Here is a 19126-nt window from a genome sequence, read left to right as displayed (position 1 = left end):
ACACCACAGGCGGAGCGGACGCTGAGCACCGCGGCATCCGCGTCCGACACCATGGACGGATGGACACCCTCCTCCGACTCCTCGTCGCGACCGGGATAGCCCTGCTCGTGACCGCCGCCGCGGCCCTCGTCCTGCACCTGGTCCTGCGGACCGTCGCCCGACGGGAACGCTGGGCCGCGGTGCTCTCCCGACGCACCAAGCACCCGTTCCGGACGGTGCTGCTGGTCGCCCTGCTCTGGACGGCGTTCACCACGAGCATCCCGCGGGACGAGGACACCTTCCCCTGGCGCGACGAGGTCTCCCACACCTTCCTCATCGCGACGATCGCGGTCGGCTGCTGGCTCGCGTGCCAGATCGCCATCTTCCTCGAGGACCTCGGGCTGCACCGGTACCGCGTCGACGTGCCGGACAACCGCGTCGCCCGACGCATCCGCACCCAGGTGCTCATCATCCGACGGCTCACGATCGCCGTGCTCGTCATCATCGCCGTCGGCGCGATCCTCCTCACGTTCCCCGGCGTCGAGGCGGCCGGGGCGAGCGTCCTGGCCTCCGCCGGGCTCATCTCGGTCGTGGCCGGCCTCGCCGCGCAGTCGACGCTCGGCAACGTCTTCGCGGGCATGCAGCTCGCGTTCTCCGGGTCGATCCGCGTGGACGACGTCGTCGTGGTCGAGCAGCAGTGGGGCCGCATCGAGGAGATCACGCTCACCTACGTCGTCGTCCACCTCTGGGACGACCGTCGGTTCGTGCTGCCGTCGACGTACTTCACGTCGACGCCGTTCGAGAACTGGACCCGCACCGGCAGCGAACTGCTCGGCGCCGTCGAGTTCGACCTCGACTGGCGCATCAGCCCGACCGAGATGCGCACCGAGCTCGACCGCATCCTGTCGACGTCGACGATCTGGGACGGCCGGACCAAGGTCCTGCAGGTCACGGACGCGGTGAGCGGCCTGGTGCGCGTGCGGATCCTGGTGTCGGCCCCGGACGCCGGAGGTCTGTTCGACCTCCGCTGCTACGTCCGCGAGGAGATGGTCGAGTGGGTGCAGCGCGAGCACCCGGACGCCCTGCCGCGCCAGCGCGTGCAGGTCACGCAGGGCGCCGAGCAGGTCGGCCAGCGACGTGCCCGCACCGAGGAGCAGGACGCGGCGCTCTTCCGCGAGGGCGACGAGCGCACCGCGCTCTTCACCGGGCCGATCCAGACCTCCGGCATCCGCCCCGAGGAGATCCCGCCGGAGCGGTGACGGACGGGAGGCGCGGTACCAGCTGGTACCGCGCCTCCCGTCCGTCATCCGGTCACCGTGGGCGACCGGACCTCGCGTCCTAGCGCTGGCGCGCCTTCACGGCGCGGTCGTCCTCGACGACCGTGCCGACCGCGACGAGCGTCGTCGCGATCCACGCGACCCACGTCAGGGCCAGGCGCCAGTCGCGCGGACCCTGCCGCGTCGTCTGCAGCACGCTGTAGCCGCTGATGATCGAACTCCACACCGCACCGCTGAACATGAACTTCCGCACGGGTTCCTCCTCCTGGTCGTCCCCGCCACGCTACCGGCCGCTACATTGGAGCGCCGCCGGTCGCCCTGCCGGGGCGCAGAGCGAGGAGACACCGTGCGTCAGGCCGTCATCGGGGGAGTGCTGCTCGTCGTCGGCGCGGTGTGCGTCGCGCTCGGGTTGCTGCCCCTGTCCGACCTCGCCACCCTCGCCGAGCGCGTCGTCCCGGTGCTCGCCTTCGTCCTCGGACTGACGATCGTGTCGGAGCTCGCCGCCGACGCCGGGGTCTTCGACCGGCTCGCGGACCTCGCCGCGCGGATCGGCGGCGGCCGGACCATCGGGCTCTGGCTCGCGGTCGTCGTGCTCGCCGTCGTGTGCACCGTGTTCCTCAGCATCGACACGACCGCGGTGCTGCTCACCCCGATCGTCATCACGCTCGCCCGCCGCGTCGGGCTGCCGCCGATGCCCTTCGCGCTCACGACGGTGTGGCTGGCGAACACGGCGTCGCTGCTGCTCCCGGTGTCGAACCTGACGAACCTGCTCGCGGTCGACAAGATCGGACTCGACGGGCCGATCCCGTTCGCCGGGCTCATGGTCTGGGCGGCGCTCGCCGGCGTCGTCGTGCCGTGCGCCGTACTCCTCGTGGTGTTCCGCGGGAAGCTGTTCGGCCGGTACACGCCCGTGGAGCTCCGTCGTCCGCGCGACCCGGTGTCCTTCTGGGCGGCCTCTGCGGTGCTCGTCGCCCTCGTCGTCGCCCTGACCGCGGGTGTCACGGTGTGGATCGCCGCCCTCGTCGCGGCCGCGCTCCTCGTCGTCGTCGCAGCCGTGCGGTCGCCGGCCGAGCTCCGGCCGTCCCGCGTCCCGTGGTCGACGCTCGTCTTCGCGGCCGGGCTGTTCGTGGTCGTCGAGACCCTGCACACGACCGGCCTCACCGACCCGATCGTGCACGCGCTGTCCGGCGGCACCGACACCGGCTCGTTGCTGCTCCTCGGCGGCGCGGGCGGGGTCGCCGCCAACGCGATCGACAACCTGCCCGCCTACCTGGTCCTCGAGCCGGCGGCCGGGCACGAGGCACTCCGCTACGCGGCGCTCCTCGTCGGCGTCAACGCCGGGTGCCTGATCACCCCGTGGGCCTCGCTCGCGACGCTGCTCTGGCACGCCCGCCTGGCGTCCGAGGGCGTGCACCTGTCGTGGGGGCGCTACATGGCGCTCGGCTGCGTCGTCGCCCCGCTCACGGTCGTCGCCGGCGTGCTGGCGCTGCAGCTCTGAAGCGGGGCGGCTACAGCCAGTCCTTGCTCTTGAACACGCGGTAGAGCACGAGCGACGTCGCGACGATGAGCGACACCGAGGCGAGGAACCCGCTCCAGTGCCCCTCGCCCGGGAACGTCACGTTCTGGCCGAAGAACCCGGTGATCGCCGTGGGGATCGCGATGATCGCCGCCCAGCTCGTCACCTTCTTCATGACCGTGTTCTGCCGGTTCGAGGCCAGGTTCAGGTTCGTGTCGAGGACGCTCGACACGGCGTCGCGGAGCTGCTCGACCGAGTCGGCGATCGACACGAGGTGGTCCTCGACGTCGCGGAAGTACGGACGGATGCCGTCGGCGATCGTCTCGGCGTCGCCGTGCAGCAGCGAGCCGACGCTGTCCCGCGTGGGCACGACCTGTCGGCGGAGCACCCCGAGGGCCTTCCGGAGCCGGAACGACCGCCGCTGGATCTGCTGCTCGCGCGGGTTCCCGTGCTCGAACAGGTCGTCCTCGAGGTCGTCGATCCGCGCGCCGATGTCCTCGACCGCGCTCGTGGCGTGGTCGACCACGGCGTCGAGGAGGCCCCAGACCAGCCACGGCACCCCGCGGTCGGCGAGGTCCGCGTTCGCGTCGAGGCGCCGCTCGACGGCACCGAGGTCCACCTCGGGCCCGTGGATGGTGACGAGGGCGCGGTGCGTGACGAACGCCTTGACCTCGTGCGTGACGAGCTCCCCGTCGTCGTCGAGGCCCTGCACGTCGTAGACCACCAGGAACAGGCTGTCGCGGTAGCGGTCGAGCTTCGGTCGCTGGCCGCGCTCGAGGGCGTCCTCGACGGCGAGCACGTGCACGCCGAGCTCGTCCTCGACCTGGTCGAGGTCGTCGGGGCCCGGGTCGACGTGGTCCACCCACACGAAGGTGCCGTCGTCGTGCTCGAGGAGGTCCGAGACCCGGTCGACCGGGAAGTCCCGCTCCACCGCGGTGCCGTCCCGCCACGCCCGTGTCATGACCATGCGGACGAGACTACTGGCGGCGTCCCGGGAGCCCGGCGCACGCACGCTGGTACCGTCGGCGACGATCCCGGCGCTCGAGCCGGGGGGAACGGAGACCCCACCACCCCATGGCAGCAGACACCGACCCCGACCGGTACGCCTTCGTCGTCGCCTCGAACCGCCTCCCCGTGGACCGCGTCGTCGACGAGGACGGCAACGAGGGGTGGCGGCACTCGCCCGGCGGGCTCGTGACGGCCCTCGAGCCGGTCATGCGCGCCAACGACGGCGCGTGGGTCGGCTGGGTCGGCCAGCCCGACGTCGAGGTCGCCCCGTTCGACAACGAGGGCATCCACATCGTGCCGGTGCCGCTGAGCGCCGACGACGTCGAGGAGTACTACGAGGGCTTCAGCAACGACACGCTCTGGCCGCTGTACCACGACGTCATCGAGCACCCGAGTTACCACCGCGACTGGTGGAACGCCTACAAGCGGGTCAACGAGCGGTTCGCCACGCAGATCGCCGAGATCGTCGAGCAGGACGGCGTCGTCTGGGTGCAGGACTACCAGCTGCAGCTCCTCCCGGCACTGCTCCGCGCGAAGCGGCCGGACCTGACGATCGGCTTCTTCAACCACATCCCGTTCCCGCCCGTCGGCATCTACGCCCAGCTGCCGTGGCGTGCACAGATCCTCGACGGTCTGCTCGGCGCCGACGTCATCGGCTTCCAGCGCCAGGACGACGCGGCCGACTTCCTCCGCGCCGTGCGGCACATCAAGGGCTACACGACCAAGGGCTCGACGATCGACGTGCCCGTCGACGACCCGGCCGCACCGCGCAGCCGCAAGGGCATCACGGTCCGGCACGTCGAGGCGCGCCACTTCCCGATCTCGATCGACGCCGAGAGCTTCGAGGAGATCGCCCACCGTCCCGAGGTGCAGGCCCGGGCGCGCGAGATCCGCGAGAGCCTCGGCAACCCGACGACCGTGCTCCTCGGGGTCGACCGCCTCGACTACACGAAGGGCATCCGCCACCGCATCAAGGCCTTCGGCGAGCTCGTCGAGGACGGCCGCATCGCGGTCGAGGACGCCACGCTCGTGCAGGTCGCGAGCCCGAGCCGCGAGCGCGTCGACACCTACGCGGCGCTCCGCGACGAGATCGAGCTGACGGTCGGCCGGATCAACGGCGACCTCGGCGTCATCGGCCACCAGCCGATCGCGTACCTGCACCACGGGTACCCGCGCGAGGAGATGGTCGCGCTCTACCTGGCCGCCGACATCATGCTCGTCACCGCCCTCCGCGACGGCATGAACCTCGTCGCGAAGGAGTACGTCGCCGCCCGCTTCGACAACGACGGCGTCCTGATCCTGTCCGAGTTCGCCGGCGCCGCCGACGAGCTCAAGCAGGCCGTCATCGTCAACCCGCACGACATCGGTGCGCTGAAGGACTCGATCCAGCGCGCGATCGAGATGCCCCGGCGCGAGCGCTCCACGCGCATGCGGGCGCTCCGGAAGCGCGTCCGCGACAACGACGTGGCCCGCTGGTCCCGCTCGTTCCTCGAGGCGCTCGACCGGCACGCCCCGCGCGGGTCGAGGATCGACCCGTCCGACGACGGCGGCGAGCGGCACCGCGAGGCGGAGGACGACGGCATGTCGATCTTCGACCAGGACGCACAGAAGGCGCGCGCCGCCGAGGACACCCGGGAGGCACGGGGTGCCTGAGGTCTCCACCGACCCGGCCGTCCTGACGGCGGCCCTCGAGACGCTCGCGGCTGCGCCGCGACTGCTCGTCGCCCTCGACTTCGACGGCACGCTCGCCCCCTTCGCCGACGACCCCGCGCAGGTCGGCGCGCTCCCGGGCTCGTGGGCGGCCGTCCTCACGCTGCAGCGCGCCGCCGACACCGAGGTCGTCCTGGTCTCCGGCCGACCGCTCGAGGGCCTCGCCCGGGTGTCGTACGCGCCTGACGGGATGGCGCTCGTCGGCTCGCACGGCGTCGAGTGGCGCGTCGACGGCCACGACGAAGCCGCCCTGAGCGAGGAGGAGCTCGCCCGGGTCGCCCGTGTCGGCGCCGCGCTCGACGAGGTCGGCACCCGCTTCCCCGACGTGGTGATCGAGCACAAGCCCGCCGGGCACGGCGTCCACACCCGCCGGGCGAGCCCGGAGGACGCGGCTGCGGCGAACGCGGCCGCACACGCGGCGGCGCACGAGGCCGACCCCGACGTGCTCGAACGCGGCGGCAAGGACATCCTCGAGTTCGCCGTGCGGCACGTCACGAAGGGCGACGCCGTCGACCGACTCCGCGAGCTCCGCGGTGCGGACGCGGTGTTCTTCGCCGGCGACGACGTGACGGACGAGGACGCCTTCCGGGTGCTCCGCGACGGCGACGTCGGCGTGAAGGTGGGGGAGGGCGACACGCTCGCCGGTCACCGCGTCGCGGACCCGGCGGCCCTCACCGACGTCCTGAAGCAGCTCGCGCGTCTGCGCGCCACGCGCTGACGACCCGGCCCCGCGCCTCCCGTCCGAGCGGGAGCGCGCGGAGCGCGGGGTGTGCACGGCTGGTATCCCAACTGGTCCTAGACTGCCTCCATGCCTGACATCGACGTGAAGCCGCGCAGCCGGGTCGTCACCGACGGGATCGAAGCGACCACCTCGCGTGGCATGCTCCGGGCCGTCGGCATGGGCGACGCAGACTGGGACAAGCCGCAGATCGGGATCGCGTCCTCCTGGAACGAGATCACCCCCTGCAACCTCTCGCTCGACCGCCTCGCGCAGGGCGCGAAGGAGGGCGTGCACTCCGGCGGCGGGTACCCGCTGCAGTTCGGCACCATCTCCGTCTCCGACGGCATCTCCATGGGCCACGAGGGCATGCACTTCTCGCTCGTCTCGCGCGAGGTCATCGCCGACAGCGTCGAGACCGTCGTGAACGCCGAGCGCCTGGACGGCACCGTCCTGCTCGCCGGCTGCGACAAGTCGCTGCCGGGCATGCTCATGGCCGCGGCGCGCCTCGACCTCGCGAGCGTCTTCCTCTACGCGGGGTCGGTCATGCCGGGCTACGTGAAGCAGGCCGACGGCTCCTTCAAGGAGGTCACGATCATCGACTCCTTCGAGGGCGTCGGGGCGTGCAAGGCCGGCACGATGACCGAGGCCGAGCTCAAGGAGATCGAGTGCGCGATCGTCCCGGGCGAGGGCGCCTGCGGCGGGATGTACACGGCGAACACCATGGCGAGCGTCGCCGAGGCCCTCGGCATGTCGCTGCCGGGCTCCGCCGCCCCGCCGAGCGCAGACCGTCGTCGTGACTACTACGCGCGCCGCTCCGGCGAGGCCGTGGTGAACATGCTGCGTCTCGGCCTCACCGCCCGGCAGATCCTGACGAAGGAGGCGTTCGAGAACGCCATCGCCGTCGCGATGGCGCTCGGAGGCTCGACCAACGTCGTCCTGCACCTCCTCGCGATCGCGCACGAGGCCGAGGTCGAGCTGAGCCTCGACGACTTCAACCGGATCGGCTCGAAGGTGCCGCACCTGGCCGACATGAAGCCGTTCGGCAAGTACGTCATGGTCGACGTCGACCGCAACGGCGGCATCCCGGTGATCATGAAGGCGCTGCTCGAGGCCGGCCTGCTGCACGGCGACGTGATGACCGTCACCGGCAAGACCCTCGCCGAGAACCTGGCCGAGATCGACCCGCCGGAGCTCGACGGCGAGGTCTTCCGGAAGCTCGACAACCCGATCCACGAGACCGGTGGGCTGACGATCCTCAAGGGCTCCTTCGCGCCGGACGGTGCCGTCGTGAAGACCGCCGGCTTCGACGCCGCCGTGTTCGAGGGCCCCGCGCGGGTGTTCGACCGCGAGCGTGCCGCCATGGACGCCCTCACCGAGGGTCAGATCCAGAAGGGCGACGTGGTGGTCATCCGCTACGAGGGTCCGAAGGGCGGCCCCGGCATGCGCGAGATGCTCGCCATCACGGCGGCCATCAAGGGCGCGGGCCTCGGCAAGGATGTACTACTCTTGACGGACGGGCGATTCTCAGGCGGCACAACCGGCCTGTGCATCGGCCACATCGCACCGGAAGCCGTGGACGCAGGTCCAGTGGCATTCGTGCGCGATGGCGACCGCATCCGTGTCGACATCGCGGCTCGCTCGCTCGACCTACTGGTCGACGACGCCGAGCTGGAGGCCCGCCGAGCAGGCTGGGCCCCGCTGCCCCCGCGCTACACCCGCGGAGTCCTCGCGAAGTTCGCGAAGCTCGTCCAGTCCGCCGCCAAGGGCGCGGTCACGGGCTAGCGTCGACACGTTCGAACCGCCATCCCTCCAGGCAAGGAACACCTCATGCCCACGGAAGCCACTCCGCTGTCCGCGGCCGCCGGTGCACGCCGGTCGCCGGAGATCCTGACCGGCTCGGGAGCCGTCCTCCGGACGCTCGAGCACCTCGGGATCACCGACGTCTTCGGCCTGCCCGGCGGCGCCATCATCCCGTTCTACGACGAGCTCATGGCGTCCACGACCATCCGCCACGTCCTCGTGCGCCACGAGCAGGGCGCCGGCCACGCCGCCGAGGGCTACGCCTCGTCGTCCGGCAAGGTCGGCGTCGCCATCGCCACGTCCGGTCCGGGGGCGACGAACCTCGTCACCGCGATCGCCGACGCGTACATGGACTCGGTGCCGTTCATCGCCATCACCGGGCAGGTGTTCTCGACCCTGATGGGGACGGACGCCTTCCAGGAGGCCGACATCGTCGGCATCACGATGCCGATCACGAAGCACTCGTTCCTCGTGACCGACCCGGCCGACATCCCGGCGACCCTCGCGGCCGCCCACCAGATCGCGACGACGGGGCGTCCGGGTCCGGTGCTCGTCGACATCACGAAGGACGCCCAGCAGAAGTCGGCGCCCTACGTCTGGCCGCCGAAGATCGACCTGCCCGGCTACCGGCCGGTCACCAAGGCGCACGGCAAGCAGATCACCGCGGCGGCGCAGCTGCTGGCGGACGCCGAGCGTCCGGTGCTGTACGTCGGCGGCGGCGTGGTCCGCTCCGGCGCGTCCGCCGAGCTCCTGCGCTTCGCCGAGGCCACCGGGGCCCCGGTGGTCACGACCCTGATGGCGCGCGGGGCCTTCCCGGACTCGCACCAGCAGCACCTCGGCATGCCGGGCATGCACGGCACGGTGCCCGCGGTCCTCGGGCTGCAGGACAGCGACCTCATCATCGCCCTCGGTGCCCGGTTCGACGACCGGGTGACGGGCAAGGCCGACGAGTTCGCCCCCGGTGCCAAGGTCGTGCACGTGGACATCGACCCCGCGGAGATCTCGAAGATCCGCTACGCCGACGTCCCGATCGTGGGCGACGCCCGCGAGGTCCTCGTCGACCTGCTCGAGGCCTGGGACGACGTGCCGGCGGACCAGCGCGCCGACACGAGCGCCTGGTGGGCGAAGCTCGACCAGCTCCGCGAGGACTTCCCGCTCGGGTACGCGGAGCCGACCGACGGGCTGCTCGCGCCGCAGGCGATCATCCGCCGCATCGGGGAACTGACCGGTCCCGAGGGCGTCTACGCCTCGGGCGTCGGCCAGCACCAGATGTGGTCCGCGCAGTTCATCCGGTACGAGCGGCCGAACGCGTGGCTCAACTCCGGCGGCGCCGGCACCATGGGGTACTCGGTGCCCGCGGCGATGGGCGCGAAGGTGGCCCAGCCGGACCGCGTGGTGTGGGCGATCGACGGCGACGGCTGCTTCCAGATGACGAACCAGGAGCTCGCGACCTGCGTCATCAACGACATCCCGATCAAGGTCGCGATCATCAACAACTCGTCGCTCGGCATGGTGCGGCAGTGGCAGACCCTGTTCTACGACGGCCGCCACTCGTTCACCGACCTCGAGACGGGGCACCAGAGCCGTCGCGTGCCGGACTTCGTGAAGCTCGCCGACGCGTACGGTGCCCTCGGCATCCGCGTCGAGCGCGCCGACCAGGTCGACGACGCGATCAAGCTCGCCCTCGAGACGAACGACCGCCCCGTGGTGATCGACTTCGTCGTGAGCCGCGACTCGATGGTGTGGCCCATGGTCCCGCAGGGGGTCGGCAACTCCTCGATCGAGTACGCCCGCGACCACGCGCCCAGCTGGGACGTCGAGGACGCCGACATGACCGGAGACCCCGCATGAGCCACGTCCTCTCCCTGCTCGTCGAGGACAAGCCGGGTCTGCTGACGCGCGTCGCCGGACTGTTCGCCCGTCGCGGCTTCAACATCGAGTCGCTCGCCGTGGGCGGCACCGAGGTCGAGGGCCTGTCCCGGATCACGGTGGTCGTCGACGTCGAGGACCTGCCGTTGGAGCAGGTGACGAAGCAGCTCAACAAGCTCGTCAACGTGATCAAGATCGTCGAGCTCGACTTCTCGCAGTCCGTGCAGCGCGAGCACATGCTCGTGAAGGTCCGCGTCGACAACCAGACCCGCTCGGCCGTGCTCGAGGCCGTGAACCTCTTCCGTGCGCAGGTCGTCGACGTGGCGACCGACTCGCTCATCGTCGAGGTGACGGGCGACCCGGGCAAGATCCAGGCGATCCTCCGGGTGCTCGAGCCCTACGGCGTCAAGGAGCTCGCCCGTGCGGGCCTGCTCGGCATGGGCCGCGGACCCAAGAGCATCACCGACCGCGTGCGCTGAGCACGCCCCAGACAACCACCGGAACCAAGGAGACACACCCTCGTGACTGACATCGTGTACGACGCCGACGCCGACCTGACGCTCATCCAGGGCAAGAAGGTCGCCGTCATCGGCTACGGCTCGCAGGGCCACGCCCACGCCCTCAACCTCCGCGACTCCGGCGTCGAGGTCAAGATCGGCCTCCAGGAGGGCTCGAAGAGCCGTCAGAGGGCGGAAGAGGCAGGCTTCGAGGTGCACACCCCGGCCGACGCCACCGCGTGGGCCGACGTCGTCGTCATCCTCGCGCCGGACCAGGTGCAGCGGATCGTCTACAAGGACGACATCGAGCCGAACCTCAAGCCGGGCGCGACGCTCGTCTTCGGCCACGGCTTCAACATCCGCTACGGCTACATCCAGGCGCCCGAGGGCGTCGACGTGTCGCTCGTCGCGCCGAAGGGCCCCGGCCACACCGTCCGTCGCGAGTACGAGGCCGGCCGTGGCGTCCCCGTCATCGTCGCGGTCGAGGTCGACGCCTCCGGCAGCGCCTGGGACCTCGCGTGGTCGTACTCGAAGGCCATCGGCGGCCTGCGCTCCGGCGGCATCAAGACGACCTTCACCGAGGAGACCGAGACCGACCTGTTCGGCGAGCAGGCCGTCCTCTGCGGTGGTACCTCGCAGCTGATCCAGTACGGCTTCGAGACCCTCGTCGAGGCGGGCTACCAGCCGCAGATCGCCTACTTCGAGGTCCTGCACGAGCTCAAGCTCATCGTCGACCTCATCTGGGAGGGCGGCCTCACGAAGCAGCGCTGGTCGATCTCCGACACCGCCGAGTTCGGTGACTACGTCTCCGGCCCGCGCGTGATCTCGCCCGAGGTCAAGGAGAACATGAAGGCGGTCCTGTCCGACATCCAGGACGGCACCTTCGCCAAGCGCTTCATCGAGGACCAGGACGCCGGCGCCCCGGAGTTCAAGGAGCTCCGCGCGAAGGGCGAGGGCCACCCGATCGAGGCCACCGGTCGCGAGCTCCGCGCGCTGTTCGCATGGAAGTCGAACGACGCCGACTACGTGGACGGCTCGGCCGCGCGGTAGTCTGCGCAACGACCACTCGACGACGAGGCGGCGGTGCGGACGCACCGCCGCCTCGCGATGTGACCCGAACGACATGCACCTGTACCCCTCCTGCTCCAGCGCCGACGCCCGGCCCGACTCCGGCGTCCCCGCACGCGTCCCCTCCGCTGGCCCGGCTTCCCGTGCCGTCACCCCCACCGCGGGGATGACGAGCAGTGGTCACGACCGGGTCCTCCGTCGTGGGAGGATCGTCGGATGGCGGTGACGAAGCGAGCGGTCCACATCGGCGCCGGCAAGATCGGGCGCGGGTTCGTGGGTCAGTTCCTGGTCGCGAGCGGCTACGAGCTCACCTTCGTCGACGTCGACGACCGTGTGGTCTCGGCGCTCGAGGAAGCCGGCCGCTTCGTCGTGCACGAGGTCGGCGAGCAGCCCGTCGAGCACCTGGTGCACGGCTTCCACGCGCTGAGCAGCAAGACCGACCGGGAGCGCGTCGTCCAGGCCATCGCCGAGGCGGACGTCGTCACGACGGCGGTCGGTGCCCGGACGCTCCCGCTCGTCGCCCCGGTCATCGCCGAGGGCCTCGCCGCCCGTCCGCTCGACCGCGGCGACGTCACGATCGTCGCCTGCGAGAACGCCTTCAACGCGACCGACTCGCTCCACGCGAGCATCCGTCGCGCACCGATCCTCGAGGACCGCGACGTCGCGGCGGTCTTCGCGAACTGCGCGATCGACCGCATCGTGCCGGACCAGTCCGGGGTGCTCGGTCAGTCCGGCGGGCTCGACGTCGTGCTCGAGCCCTTCTACGAGTGGGTCATCGAGCGCACGCCGTTCGCGGACTCCGACGCCGAGCCGCCGCAGATCGACGGCGTGACCTGGGTCGACGACCTGCAGCCGTTCGTCGAGCGCAAGCTCTACACGGTGAACACCGCGCACGCGACCGCCGCCTACCACGGCACGGTCCGGGGCATCCGGCTCATCCGCGAGGCCCTGGAGGACCGCGAGGTCCGCGCCGAGGTCGACGGCGTCCTGGCCGAGACCACCGCGCTCCTCGTCGCCAAGCACGGCTTCGACCCGGCCGAGCACGCCCGCTACGTCGCGGCGAACCTGACGCGCATCGCGAACCCGCTGCTGCCCGACACGACCGTGCGGGTCGGCCGCAACCCGCTGCGGAAGCTCGGTCGCCGCGAGCGCTTCATCGGTCCGGCGTCGCAGCTCGCCGAACGGGGCATGCCGGTCGAGCACCTGCTCGGTGCCGTGCGGGTCGCCCTGGCCTTCGACGACGAGAACGACCCCGAGTCGATCGAGCTGCACGCGCTGCTGCGCTCCGGAGCCACCGCGCACGCGTTGACCGAGATCCTGACCGGCCTCATGGAGAGCCACCCGCTGTTCCCGGCGGTCCGCGACGTGGTCGCCGAGGTGCTCGAGACGCAGGCGGCCGACGTCTGACGGACGCACGGCGTGGTGCCCGCCGTCGCGGGTCCCTCGTAGAATCGACGGCATGACCACGGCAGCATCCCCACCGGACGGGTCCGTCGACCACGACGACGAGGAAGCCCTCGCCTGGGGCGACGCCGACGACGCGACCCACGTCGACGCGGCCCACAACCCGGTCGTCGTCCGCGAGCGCGGCGGCCGCGACCCCGAGACGCCGGAGACCTCGGGTGCTCTCGTCGGCTTCGGCGTGTTCGGCGGTCTCTACCTCCTGTACACGGTGGCCTGGCTCCTCACCGCGTCGACCGCGTACGTCGCCGACGTCGACACCGTGCTCACCGTCTTCGTCGAGGTGCTGCGCTTCCTGGCGATCGTCGCGCCCGCGCTCTGGTTCTCGGTCGTGCTCTGGGCCGGCCGCGGTCGCCGGACCCGTACCCGTCTGCTCTGGATGCTGCTCGGCGCCCTCGTGCTCTTCCCCTGGCCGTTCCTCATGACGAGGAGCTTCGGGTGACCGCGGCGACGCCGGCCGCACGCCGGACCCCGTCGCCGCTGGTCGGCCGGGTCGTCGTCTGGATCGTCTTCGGTGCGCTGTTCACCTACATGACGGTGCAGAGCGTCGGCAACCTCGTCACCGTCTCGCAGTCGGTGCGCGCGTTCAACACCTTCCTCGAGACGACCTCCGGCGGCGACTCGCTGCAGCGCAGCACGCCGTGGGTCTGGCTCGTCCTCGACATCGCCATCGCGCCGGTCGCCTTCGCGATCGCCCTCTGGGCGACGCGGCGGTCGCGGCTCGCGGTGACCGTCGGCATCTTCGTGGTCGCGTTCGCGGCGGCGGGCGCGCTGTGGCTGGACCTGCAGCTCTTCGTCCCGCGTCTGCTCGACTTCTGACGCGACCACACCGGACGGGTCGACGGACGGGAGGCGCGTGGCGGGCCCGCCACGCGCCTCCCGTCCGTCGTGTGGTCCCGTGCGGGACCGATGGTCCGGTCGTAACGGTGCCGTCGCGTCGATACGATGGACGGACACCGCCCGTCTCGTGTGAGGAACAGCAGCTGTGCCGAAGCCGGTCGTCCTGATCGCCGAAGAACTCTCGCCCGCCACCGTCGACGCCCTCGGGCCCGACTTCGAGATCCGGAACGTGGACGGCACCGACCGACCCGCCCTCCTGGCCTCCCTCGCCGACGCGCACGCCGTGCTGGTGCGTTCCGCCACCAGGATCGACGCCGAGGCGATCGCCGCCGCGCCGCAGCTCAAGGTCGTCGCCCGTGCGGGTGTCGGTCTCGACAACGTCGACATCAAGGCGGCCACGACCGCCGGTGTCATGGTCGTGAACGCGCCGACGTCGAACATCATCTCCGCCGCCGAGCTCACCGTCGGGCACATCCTCTCGCTCGCACGGCACATCCCGGCCGCGCACGCGTCGCTCGCCGCCGGTGCCTGGAAGCGGTCGTCCTACACGGGCGTCGAGCTGTACGAGAAGACCGTCGGCATCATCGGCCTCGGCCGGATCGGCGCGCTCATCACGCAGCGGCTGCAGGCCTTCGGGGTCTCGGTCATCGCGTACGACCCGTACGTCACCACCGCCCGCGCGCAGCAGCTCGGCGTCGAGCTCGTCTCGCTCGAGGACCTGCTCCGCCGAGCGGACTTCACCACCATCCACATGCCGAAGACGCCGGAGACGGTGGGCATGATCTCCGACGAGCAGTTCGCGCTGATGAAGCCGACCGCGTTCGTCGTGAACGTCGCCCGTGGCGGCCTGATCGACGAGGACGCGCTGCACCGTGCGCTCACCTCGGGTGCGATCGCCGGTGCAGGCCTCGACGTCTTCGTGTCCGAGCCGCCGAAGGACTCGCCCCTGGTGGCGCTGCCGAACGTCGTCGTGACGCCGCACCTCGGTGCCTCGACCGACGAGGCGCAGGAGAAGGCCGGCGTCTCGGTCGCGAAGTCGGTCCGGCTCGCCCTCGGCGGCGAGCTCGTGCCGGACGCCGTCAACGTCGCGGGCGGCGTCATCGACCCGTACGTGCGCCCGGGCATCCCGCTCATGGAGAAGCTCGGCCAGGTCTTCACCGGGCTCGCGACCTCCCCGGTCACGAGCATCGACGTCGAGGTGCACGGCGAGCTCGCGCAGTACGACGTCAGCGTCCTGAAGCTCGCGGCGCTCAAGGGCGTGTTCACCGACGTCGTCAGCGACCAGGTGTCCTACGTCAACGCGCCGCTCATCGCCGAGCAGCGCGGGGTGACCGTCCGGCTCATCACCGACGGGGAGAGCCCCGAGTACCGCAACCTGCTCACCATCCGTGGTGCACAGTCCGACGGTCCGGCGATCAGCGTGTCCGGCACGCTCACCGGCGCGAAGCAGGTCGAGAAGCTCGTCGAGATCAACGGCCACGACGTCGAGGTCGCCCTCGACGCGCACCACGTCGTGATGGTCTACACCGACCGCCCCGGCATCGTGGCGGTCTACGGCAAGGAGTTCGGCGAGGCCGGCATCAACATCGCCGCCATGCAGATCTCACGGCGTGAGGCCGGCGGCCAGGCGCTCAGCGTCCTGACGGTCGACTCGCCCGTGCCCGCCGAGATCCTCGAGCACGTCCGCTCCACCATCGACGCGACCTCGCTCCGCGAGATCGACATCACGCTGTAGGGGAGTGACGGACGTGGCGCAGACGATCAAGCTCGCGGTGATCCGCGGCGACGGCATCGGCCCGGAGGTCGTGGACGAGGCGCTCAAGGTGCTGCACGCGGTCCTCCCGGCGGACCTCGTCGTCGAGGAGACCGCGTTCTCGCTCGGCGCCGCGCGGTACCTGGAGACCGGGGACATCCTCACCGACGACGACATGGCGTCCGTCGCCGAGCACGACGCCGTCCTGCTCGGCGCCGTCGGCGGTGACCCGCGCGACCCCCGGCTCGCCGGCGGGATCATCGAGCGCGGGCTCCTGCTGAAGCTGCGCTTCGCGTTCGACCACTACGTCAACCTCCGGCCGACGACGGTGTACTCGTCGGTGGCGAGCCCCCTCGCGGACCCGGGCGAGGTCGACTTCGTCGTCGTCCGGGAGGGCACGGAGGGCCCCTACGTCGGCAACGGCGGCGCGATCCGGGTGGGCACCCCGCACGAGATCGCGACCGAGGTGTCGATCAACACGGCGCACGGCGTGGAGCGGGTCGTGCGGTACGCGTTCGACCTCGCATCGCGTCGTCCCCGGAAGCACCTCACGCTGGTGCACAAGAGCAACGTCCTGGTCAACGCCGGGGCCCTCTGGCAGCGGACCGTCGCGGCGGTCGCCGAGGAGCACCCGGACGTCACCGTCGACTACCAGCACGTCGACGCGGTCACCATCCACATGGTGCGCGAGCCCGGACGGTTCGACGTCATCGTCACCGACAACCTCTTCGGTGACATCATCACCGACCTCGCCGGCGCGATCAGCGGCGGCATCGGTCTGGCGGCGTCGGGGAACATCAACCCCGACGGCACCTTCCCCAGCATGTTCGAGCCGGTGCACGGTTCCGCGCCGGACATCGCGGGCCAGCAGGTCGCCGACCCGACCGCAGCCGTCCTGTCCGTCGCCCTGCTGCTCGACCACCTCGGTCGTGCGGACCTGGCGGCGGCCGTGACGCAGGCGGTCGAGGCGGACCTCGCGAGCCGGGGCACCACGCCGCGCAGCACGGCCGAGGTCGGCGACGCGATCGCCGCCGCGGCCGCAGCACGCACCACCACCGCCTGACAGGAGCCTTCCCCGATGAGCAACGACACTGCGAGCAACGACACCACGAGCCCCGACACCGCCGGCACCGGCGACTTCGCCCTCGAGTTCGCGTCCACCCCGTCGCCCGAGCGCCGCGCGGCCGCCGAGCGCGAGGAGATCCTCGCCGACCCCGGTTTCGGCAAGCACTTCACCGACCACATGGCCACGGTCGAGTGGACGCTCGACGGGGGCTGGCACGACGCCGCGGTCCACGCCTACGGACCGCTCTCGCTCGACCCGAGCGCGAGCGTGTTCCACTACGCGCAGGAGATCTTCGAGGGACTGAAGGCCTACCGGCACGCCGACGGCTCGGTCTGGTCCTTCCGTCCGGACGCCAACGCCCGTCGCTTCCAGCGCTCGGCGCGCCGGCTCGCGCTGCCCGAACTCCCGGTCGAGGTCTTCGTCGAGTCGATCCGGCAGCTCGTGCGGACCGACGTCGACTGGGTGCCGTCGGCGCCCGAGACGAGCCTCTACCTCCGCCCGTTCATGATCGCGACCGAGTCCTTCCTCGGGGTGCGCGCTGCGCAGGCGGTCGCCTACCACTGCATCGCGAGCCCGGCGGGCGCGTACTTCACGTCGGGTCCGCAGCCCGTGTCGATCTGGCTGTCGACCCACTACGCCCGTGCCGCCCGTGGTGGTACCGGTGCGGCCAAGACCGGCGGCAACTACGCCGCGTCCCTGCTCCCGCAGCAGGAAGCGTACGAGCACGGCTGCCAGCAGGTCATGTTCCTCGACTCCGAGGAGGGCCGGTACCTCGAGGAGCTCGGCGGCATGAACGTCGTGCTCGTCAAGGCCGACGGCACGCTCGTCACCCCCGACTCCGAGTCGATCCTCGAGGGCATCACCCGCGACTCGATCCTCCAGCTCGCCGAGGACCGCGGGCTCCGGGTCGAGCGCCGCCGCGTCACGCTCGACGAGTGGCGTGACGGCGTGGCCGACGGATCGATCACCGAGGCGTTCGCGTGCGGGACGGCCGCGGTCGTCACGCCGATCGCCGAGCTGCGCGGCGAGGGGTTCGCCATCACCCTGCCGACCGCCGGCGCCGGGGAGCTCACGATGTCCCTCCGCGAGGAACTCACCGACATCCAGTACGGCCGCCGTCCCGACCCGCACGGGTGGATGACGCAGCTGACCGACCCGGCCTGAGCGCGGGATCGGTAGGGTCGAACGGTGAAGATCGCACGGTTCAGCAGCACGGGTGAAGACCCGCGGTACGGCATCCTCGACGAGCGTGACCTGGTCGTGCTCGCGGGGGACCCGATGTACCAGGGGTTCGAGACGACGGGGGAGCGGGTGCCGCTCGCCGACGCCAAGCTCCTCGCGCCGGTGATCCCGCGGTCGAAGGTGATCGGCGTGGGGCTCAACTACGCCGAGCACGCGTCGGAGATGGACGAGCGCTCCGGTGACGACCCGGTCGTGTTCCTCAAGCCGAACACCTCGGTGATCGGCCCGGACGAACCCATCCGCCTCCCGGCCGACGTCGGCCGCGTCGACCACGAGGGCGAACTCGCCATCGTGATCGGGTCGCTCGCCAAGAACGTGCGCCGGGAGGACTTCGCCAGCGTCGTCCTCGGGTACACGATCGCGAACGACGTGACGGCCCGCGACCTGCAGGCCCGCGACGGGCAGTGGACCCGGGCGAAGGGCTTCGACACGTTCTGCCCGCTCGGCCCGGTCATCGAGACCGAGATCGACCCCTCGGACATCCGACTCGAGACCCGCGTCGACGGTGACCTCCGTCAGGCGGCGTCGACGAGCGAGATGGTGCACGACATCCCGACGCTCGTCGAGTTCGTGTCCTCGATCTGGACCCTGCTGCCGGGCGACGTCATCCTGACCGGAACCCCAGCCGGCGTCGGGCAGATCCGTGACGGCGAGGTCGTCGAGGTCCTCATCGAGGGGATCGGCTCGCTCAAGAACCCGGTCATCGCCCGACACTGACCGCGTGCAGTCGTGCCGAACGGCCCGTTCCCCAGCAGGGGAGCGGGCCGTTCGTCGTCGGTCCACTGCCGACCGAACCGTTGCGACACGCCCGGGTGTCGGACCGGTTGGCCGAGTCCCCGGGCCGTGTGTAGAGTAATCACTCGTTGCCGCTGAGGCGGAGAACGGAACGGCCGAGACGGTCACCGGGTCGAAGACCTGGGGATGCAGTCCGGACGGGGTCCCGCTCGGCAACGAATCCCACCACGACAGTGAACCGGATGGTTCGGTCTCGTGGTGTCGAGACACCAAGCCCCTCTGGCGGAGCTCCTGATGGAGTCGAGTGGGGGGTGCGTCTGGTCCTTGAGAACTCAACAGCGTGCACATTGTCAATGCCAATTTTTTGACCCCGTTGCCTTCATTTGTGGAGGTACGGAGACAATTCCTTTTGGATTGAATTGATTGTCAGTAGACAGTCTTTACAGTCAGTTTCAACTCGGTTCGACGCTTTCGGGTGTCGGATCTGTAATTTTTTTACGGAGAGTTTGATCCTGGCTCAGGACGAACGCTGGCGGCGTGCTTAACACATGCAAGTCGAACGATGATCAGGAGCTTGCTCCTGT

Annotated in this window: 17 protein-coding genes and 1 rRNA gene; 16 read left to right on the top strand and 2 right to left on the bottom strand. The window is 70.8% G+C overall.

Features of this window, described 5'->3' with window-relative positions:
- Positions 1-59 precede the first annotated feature (59 nt).
- Positions 60-1238, top strand: coding sequence for a mechanosensitive ion channel domain-containing protein (locus AB0N84_RS03640; protein WP_289457542.1), 1179 nt, complete (start codon positions 60-62; stop codon positions 1236-1238).
- A 79-nt stretch (positions 1239-1317) separates the two neighbouring features.
- On the opposite strand, the gene AB0N84_RS03635 is transcribed toward AB0N84_RS03640, so the two are convergent.
- Positions 1318-1509 carry a hypothetical protein gene (locus AB0N84_RS03635; protein WP_069712291.1) on the bottom strand — a complete coding sequence of 64 codons (192 nt, stop codon included), beginning with the start codon at positions 1507-1509 and terminating at the stop codon, positions 1318-1320.
- 93 nt (positions 1510-1602) lie between these two features.
- Between AB0N84_RS03635 and AB0N84_RS03630 the strand changes: the two genes are divergently transcribed.
- Positions 1603-2754, top strand: a complete 1152-nt coding sequence (locus AB0N84_RS03630) for an SLC13 family permease (protein ID WP_363543787.1) — start codon at positions 1603-1605, stop codon at positions 2752-2754.
- Positions 2755-2764: 10 nt separating this feature from the next.
- Here AB0N84_RS03630 and AB0N84_RS03625 read toward each other — a convergent pair whose 3' ends face one another.
- Positions 2765-3739, bottom strand: a complete 975-nt coding sequence (locus tag AB0N84_RS03625; RefSeq protein WP_363543785.1) for a magnesium transporter CorA family protein — start codon at positions 3737-3739, stop codon at positions 2765-2767.
- Between the two features lie 107 nt (positions 3740-3846).
- On the opposite strand from AB0N84_RS03625, the gene otsA reads away from it, so the two are divergent.
- The 14 genes from otsA to AB0N84_RS03555 form a co-directional block, all read left to right on the top strand.
- Positions 3847-5433, top strand: coding sequence for an alpha,alpha-trehalose-phosphate synthase (UDP-forming) (gene otsA, locus AB0N84_RS03620; protein ID WP_069712294.1), 1587 nt, complete (start codon positions 3847-3849; stop codon positions 5431-5433).
- Positions 5426-6208 carry a trehalose-phosphatase gene (gene otsB / locus AB0N84_RS03615; protein WP_289457544.1) on the top strand — a complete coding sequence of 261 codons (783 nt, stop codon included), beginning with the start codon at positions 5426-5428 and terminating at the stop codon, positions 6206-6208. Before otsA ends, otsB begins: the two co-directional genes overlap by 8 nt.
- A 90-nt stretch (positions 6209-6298) precedes the next feature.
- On the top strand, positions 6299-7993 hold the full coding sequence (gene ilvD / locus AB0N84_RS03610) for a dihydroxy-acid dehydratase (RefSeq protein ID WP_069712296.1): 1695 nt from the start codon (positions 6299-6301) through the stop codon (positions 7991-7993).
- A gap of 45 nt (positions 7994-8038) precedes the next feature.
- The gene (locus AB0N84_RS03605; protein ID WP_069712297.1) at positions 8039-9862 is read left to right on the top strand and encodes an acetolactate synthase large subunit; all 1824 of its coding nucleotides are present in this window, start codon (positions 8039-8041) and stop codon (positions 9860-9862) included.
- On the top strand, positions 9859-10359 hold the full coding sequence (ilvN, locus tag AB0N84_RS03600) for an acetolactate synthase small subunit (RefSeq protein WP_066654921.1): 501 nt from the start codon (positions 9859-9861) through the stop codon (positions 10357-10359). The genes AB0N84_RS03605 and ilvN overlap by 4 nt, the downstream gene beginning before the upstream one ends.
- A 42-nt stretch (positions 10360-10401) precedes the next feature.
- Positions 10402-11427: a ketol-acid reductoisomerase gene (gene ilvC, locus AB0N84_RS03595; RefSeq protein ID WP_363543781.1), complete on the top strand. Its 1026-nt coding sequence runs from the start codon at positions 10402-10404 to the stop codon at positions 11425-11427.
- Positions 11428-11661: 234 nt separating this feature from the next.
- Positions 11662-12852 carry a mannitol-1-phosphate 5-dehydrogenase gene (locus AB0N84_RS03590; RefSeq protein ID WP_182047722.1) on the top strand — a complete coding sequence of 397 codons (1191 nt, stop codon included), beginning with the start codon at positions 11662-11664 and terminating at the stop codon, positions 12850-12852.
- 52 nt (positions 12853-12904) lie between these two features.
- On the top strand, positions 12905-13348 hold the full coding sequence (locus AB0N84_RS03585) for a hypothetical protein (protein ID WP_182047724.1): 444 nt from the start codon (positions 12905-12907) through the stop codon (positions 13346-13348).
- Positions 13345-13725, top strand: coding sequence for a hypothetical protein (locus tag AB0N84_RS03580; RefSeq protein ID WP_182047726.1), 381 nt, complete (start codon positions 13345-13347; stop codon positions 13723-13725). Before AB0N84_RS03585 ends, AB0N84_RS03580 begins: the two co-directional genes overlap by 4 nt.
- 166 nt (positions 13726-13891) lie before the next feature.
- Complete coding sequence (serA, locus tag AB0N84_RS03575) at positions 13892-15481, top strand: phosphoglycerate dehydrogenase (protein WP_069712303.1); 1590 nt, start codon at positions 13892-13894, stop codon at positions 15479-15481.
- Positions 15482-15494: 13 nt separating this feature from the next.
- Complete coding sequence (locus tag AB0N84_RS03570; RefSeq protein WP_363543777.1) at positions 15495-16562, top strand: 3-isopropylmalate dehydrogenase; 1068 nt, start codon at positions 15495-15497, stop codon at positions 16560-16562.
- A gap of 15 nt (positions 16563-16577) precedes the next feature.
- Positions 16578-17729 (top strand): branched-chain amino acid aminotransferase, encoded by a 1152-nt coding sequence (locus tag AB0N84_RS03565; RefSeq protein WP_363543775.1) that lies wholly within the window; start codon positions 16578-16580, stop codon positions 17727-17729.
- Positions 17730-17753: 24 nt separating this feature from the next.
- The gene (locus tag AB0N84_RS03560; RefSeq protein ID WP_363543773.1) at positions 17754-18524 is read left to right on the top strand and encodes a fumarylacetoacetate hydrolase family protein; all 771 of its coding nucleotides are present in this window, start codon (positions 17754-17756) and stop codon (positions 18522-18524) included.
- A gap of 512 nt (positions 18525-19036) precedes the next feature.
- Positions 19037-19126: ribosomal RNA gene (locus AB0N84_RS03555) — 16S ribosomal RNA — on the top strand; the annotation flags it as partial.

This window comes from Curtobacterium sp. NPDC089185 (assembly GCF_040685235.1).
GTDB lineage: Bacteria > Actinomycetota > Actinomycetes > Actinomycetales > Microbacteriaceae > Curtobacterium > Curtobacterium citri.
The sequence above is the reverse complement of the archived record's forward strand: the minus strand, read 5'-3'. Positions and strand labels throughout refer to the sequence as shown.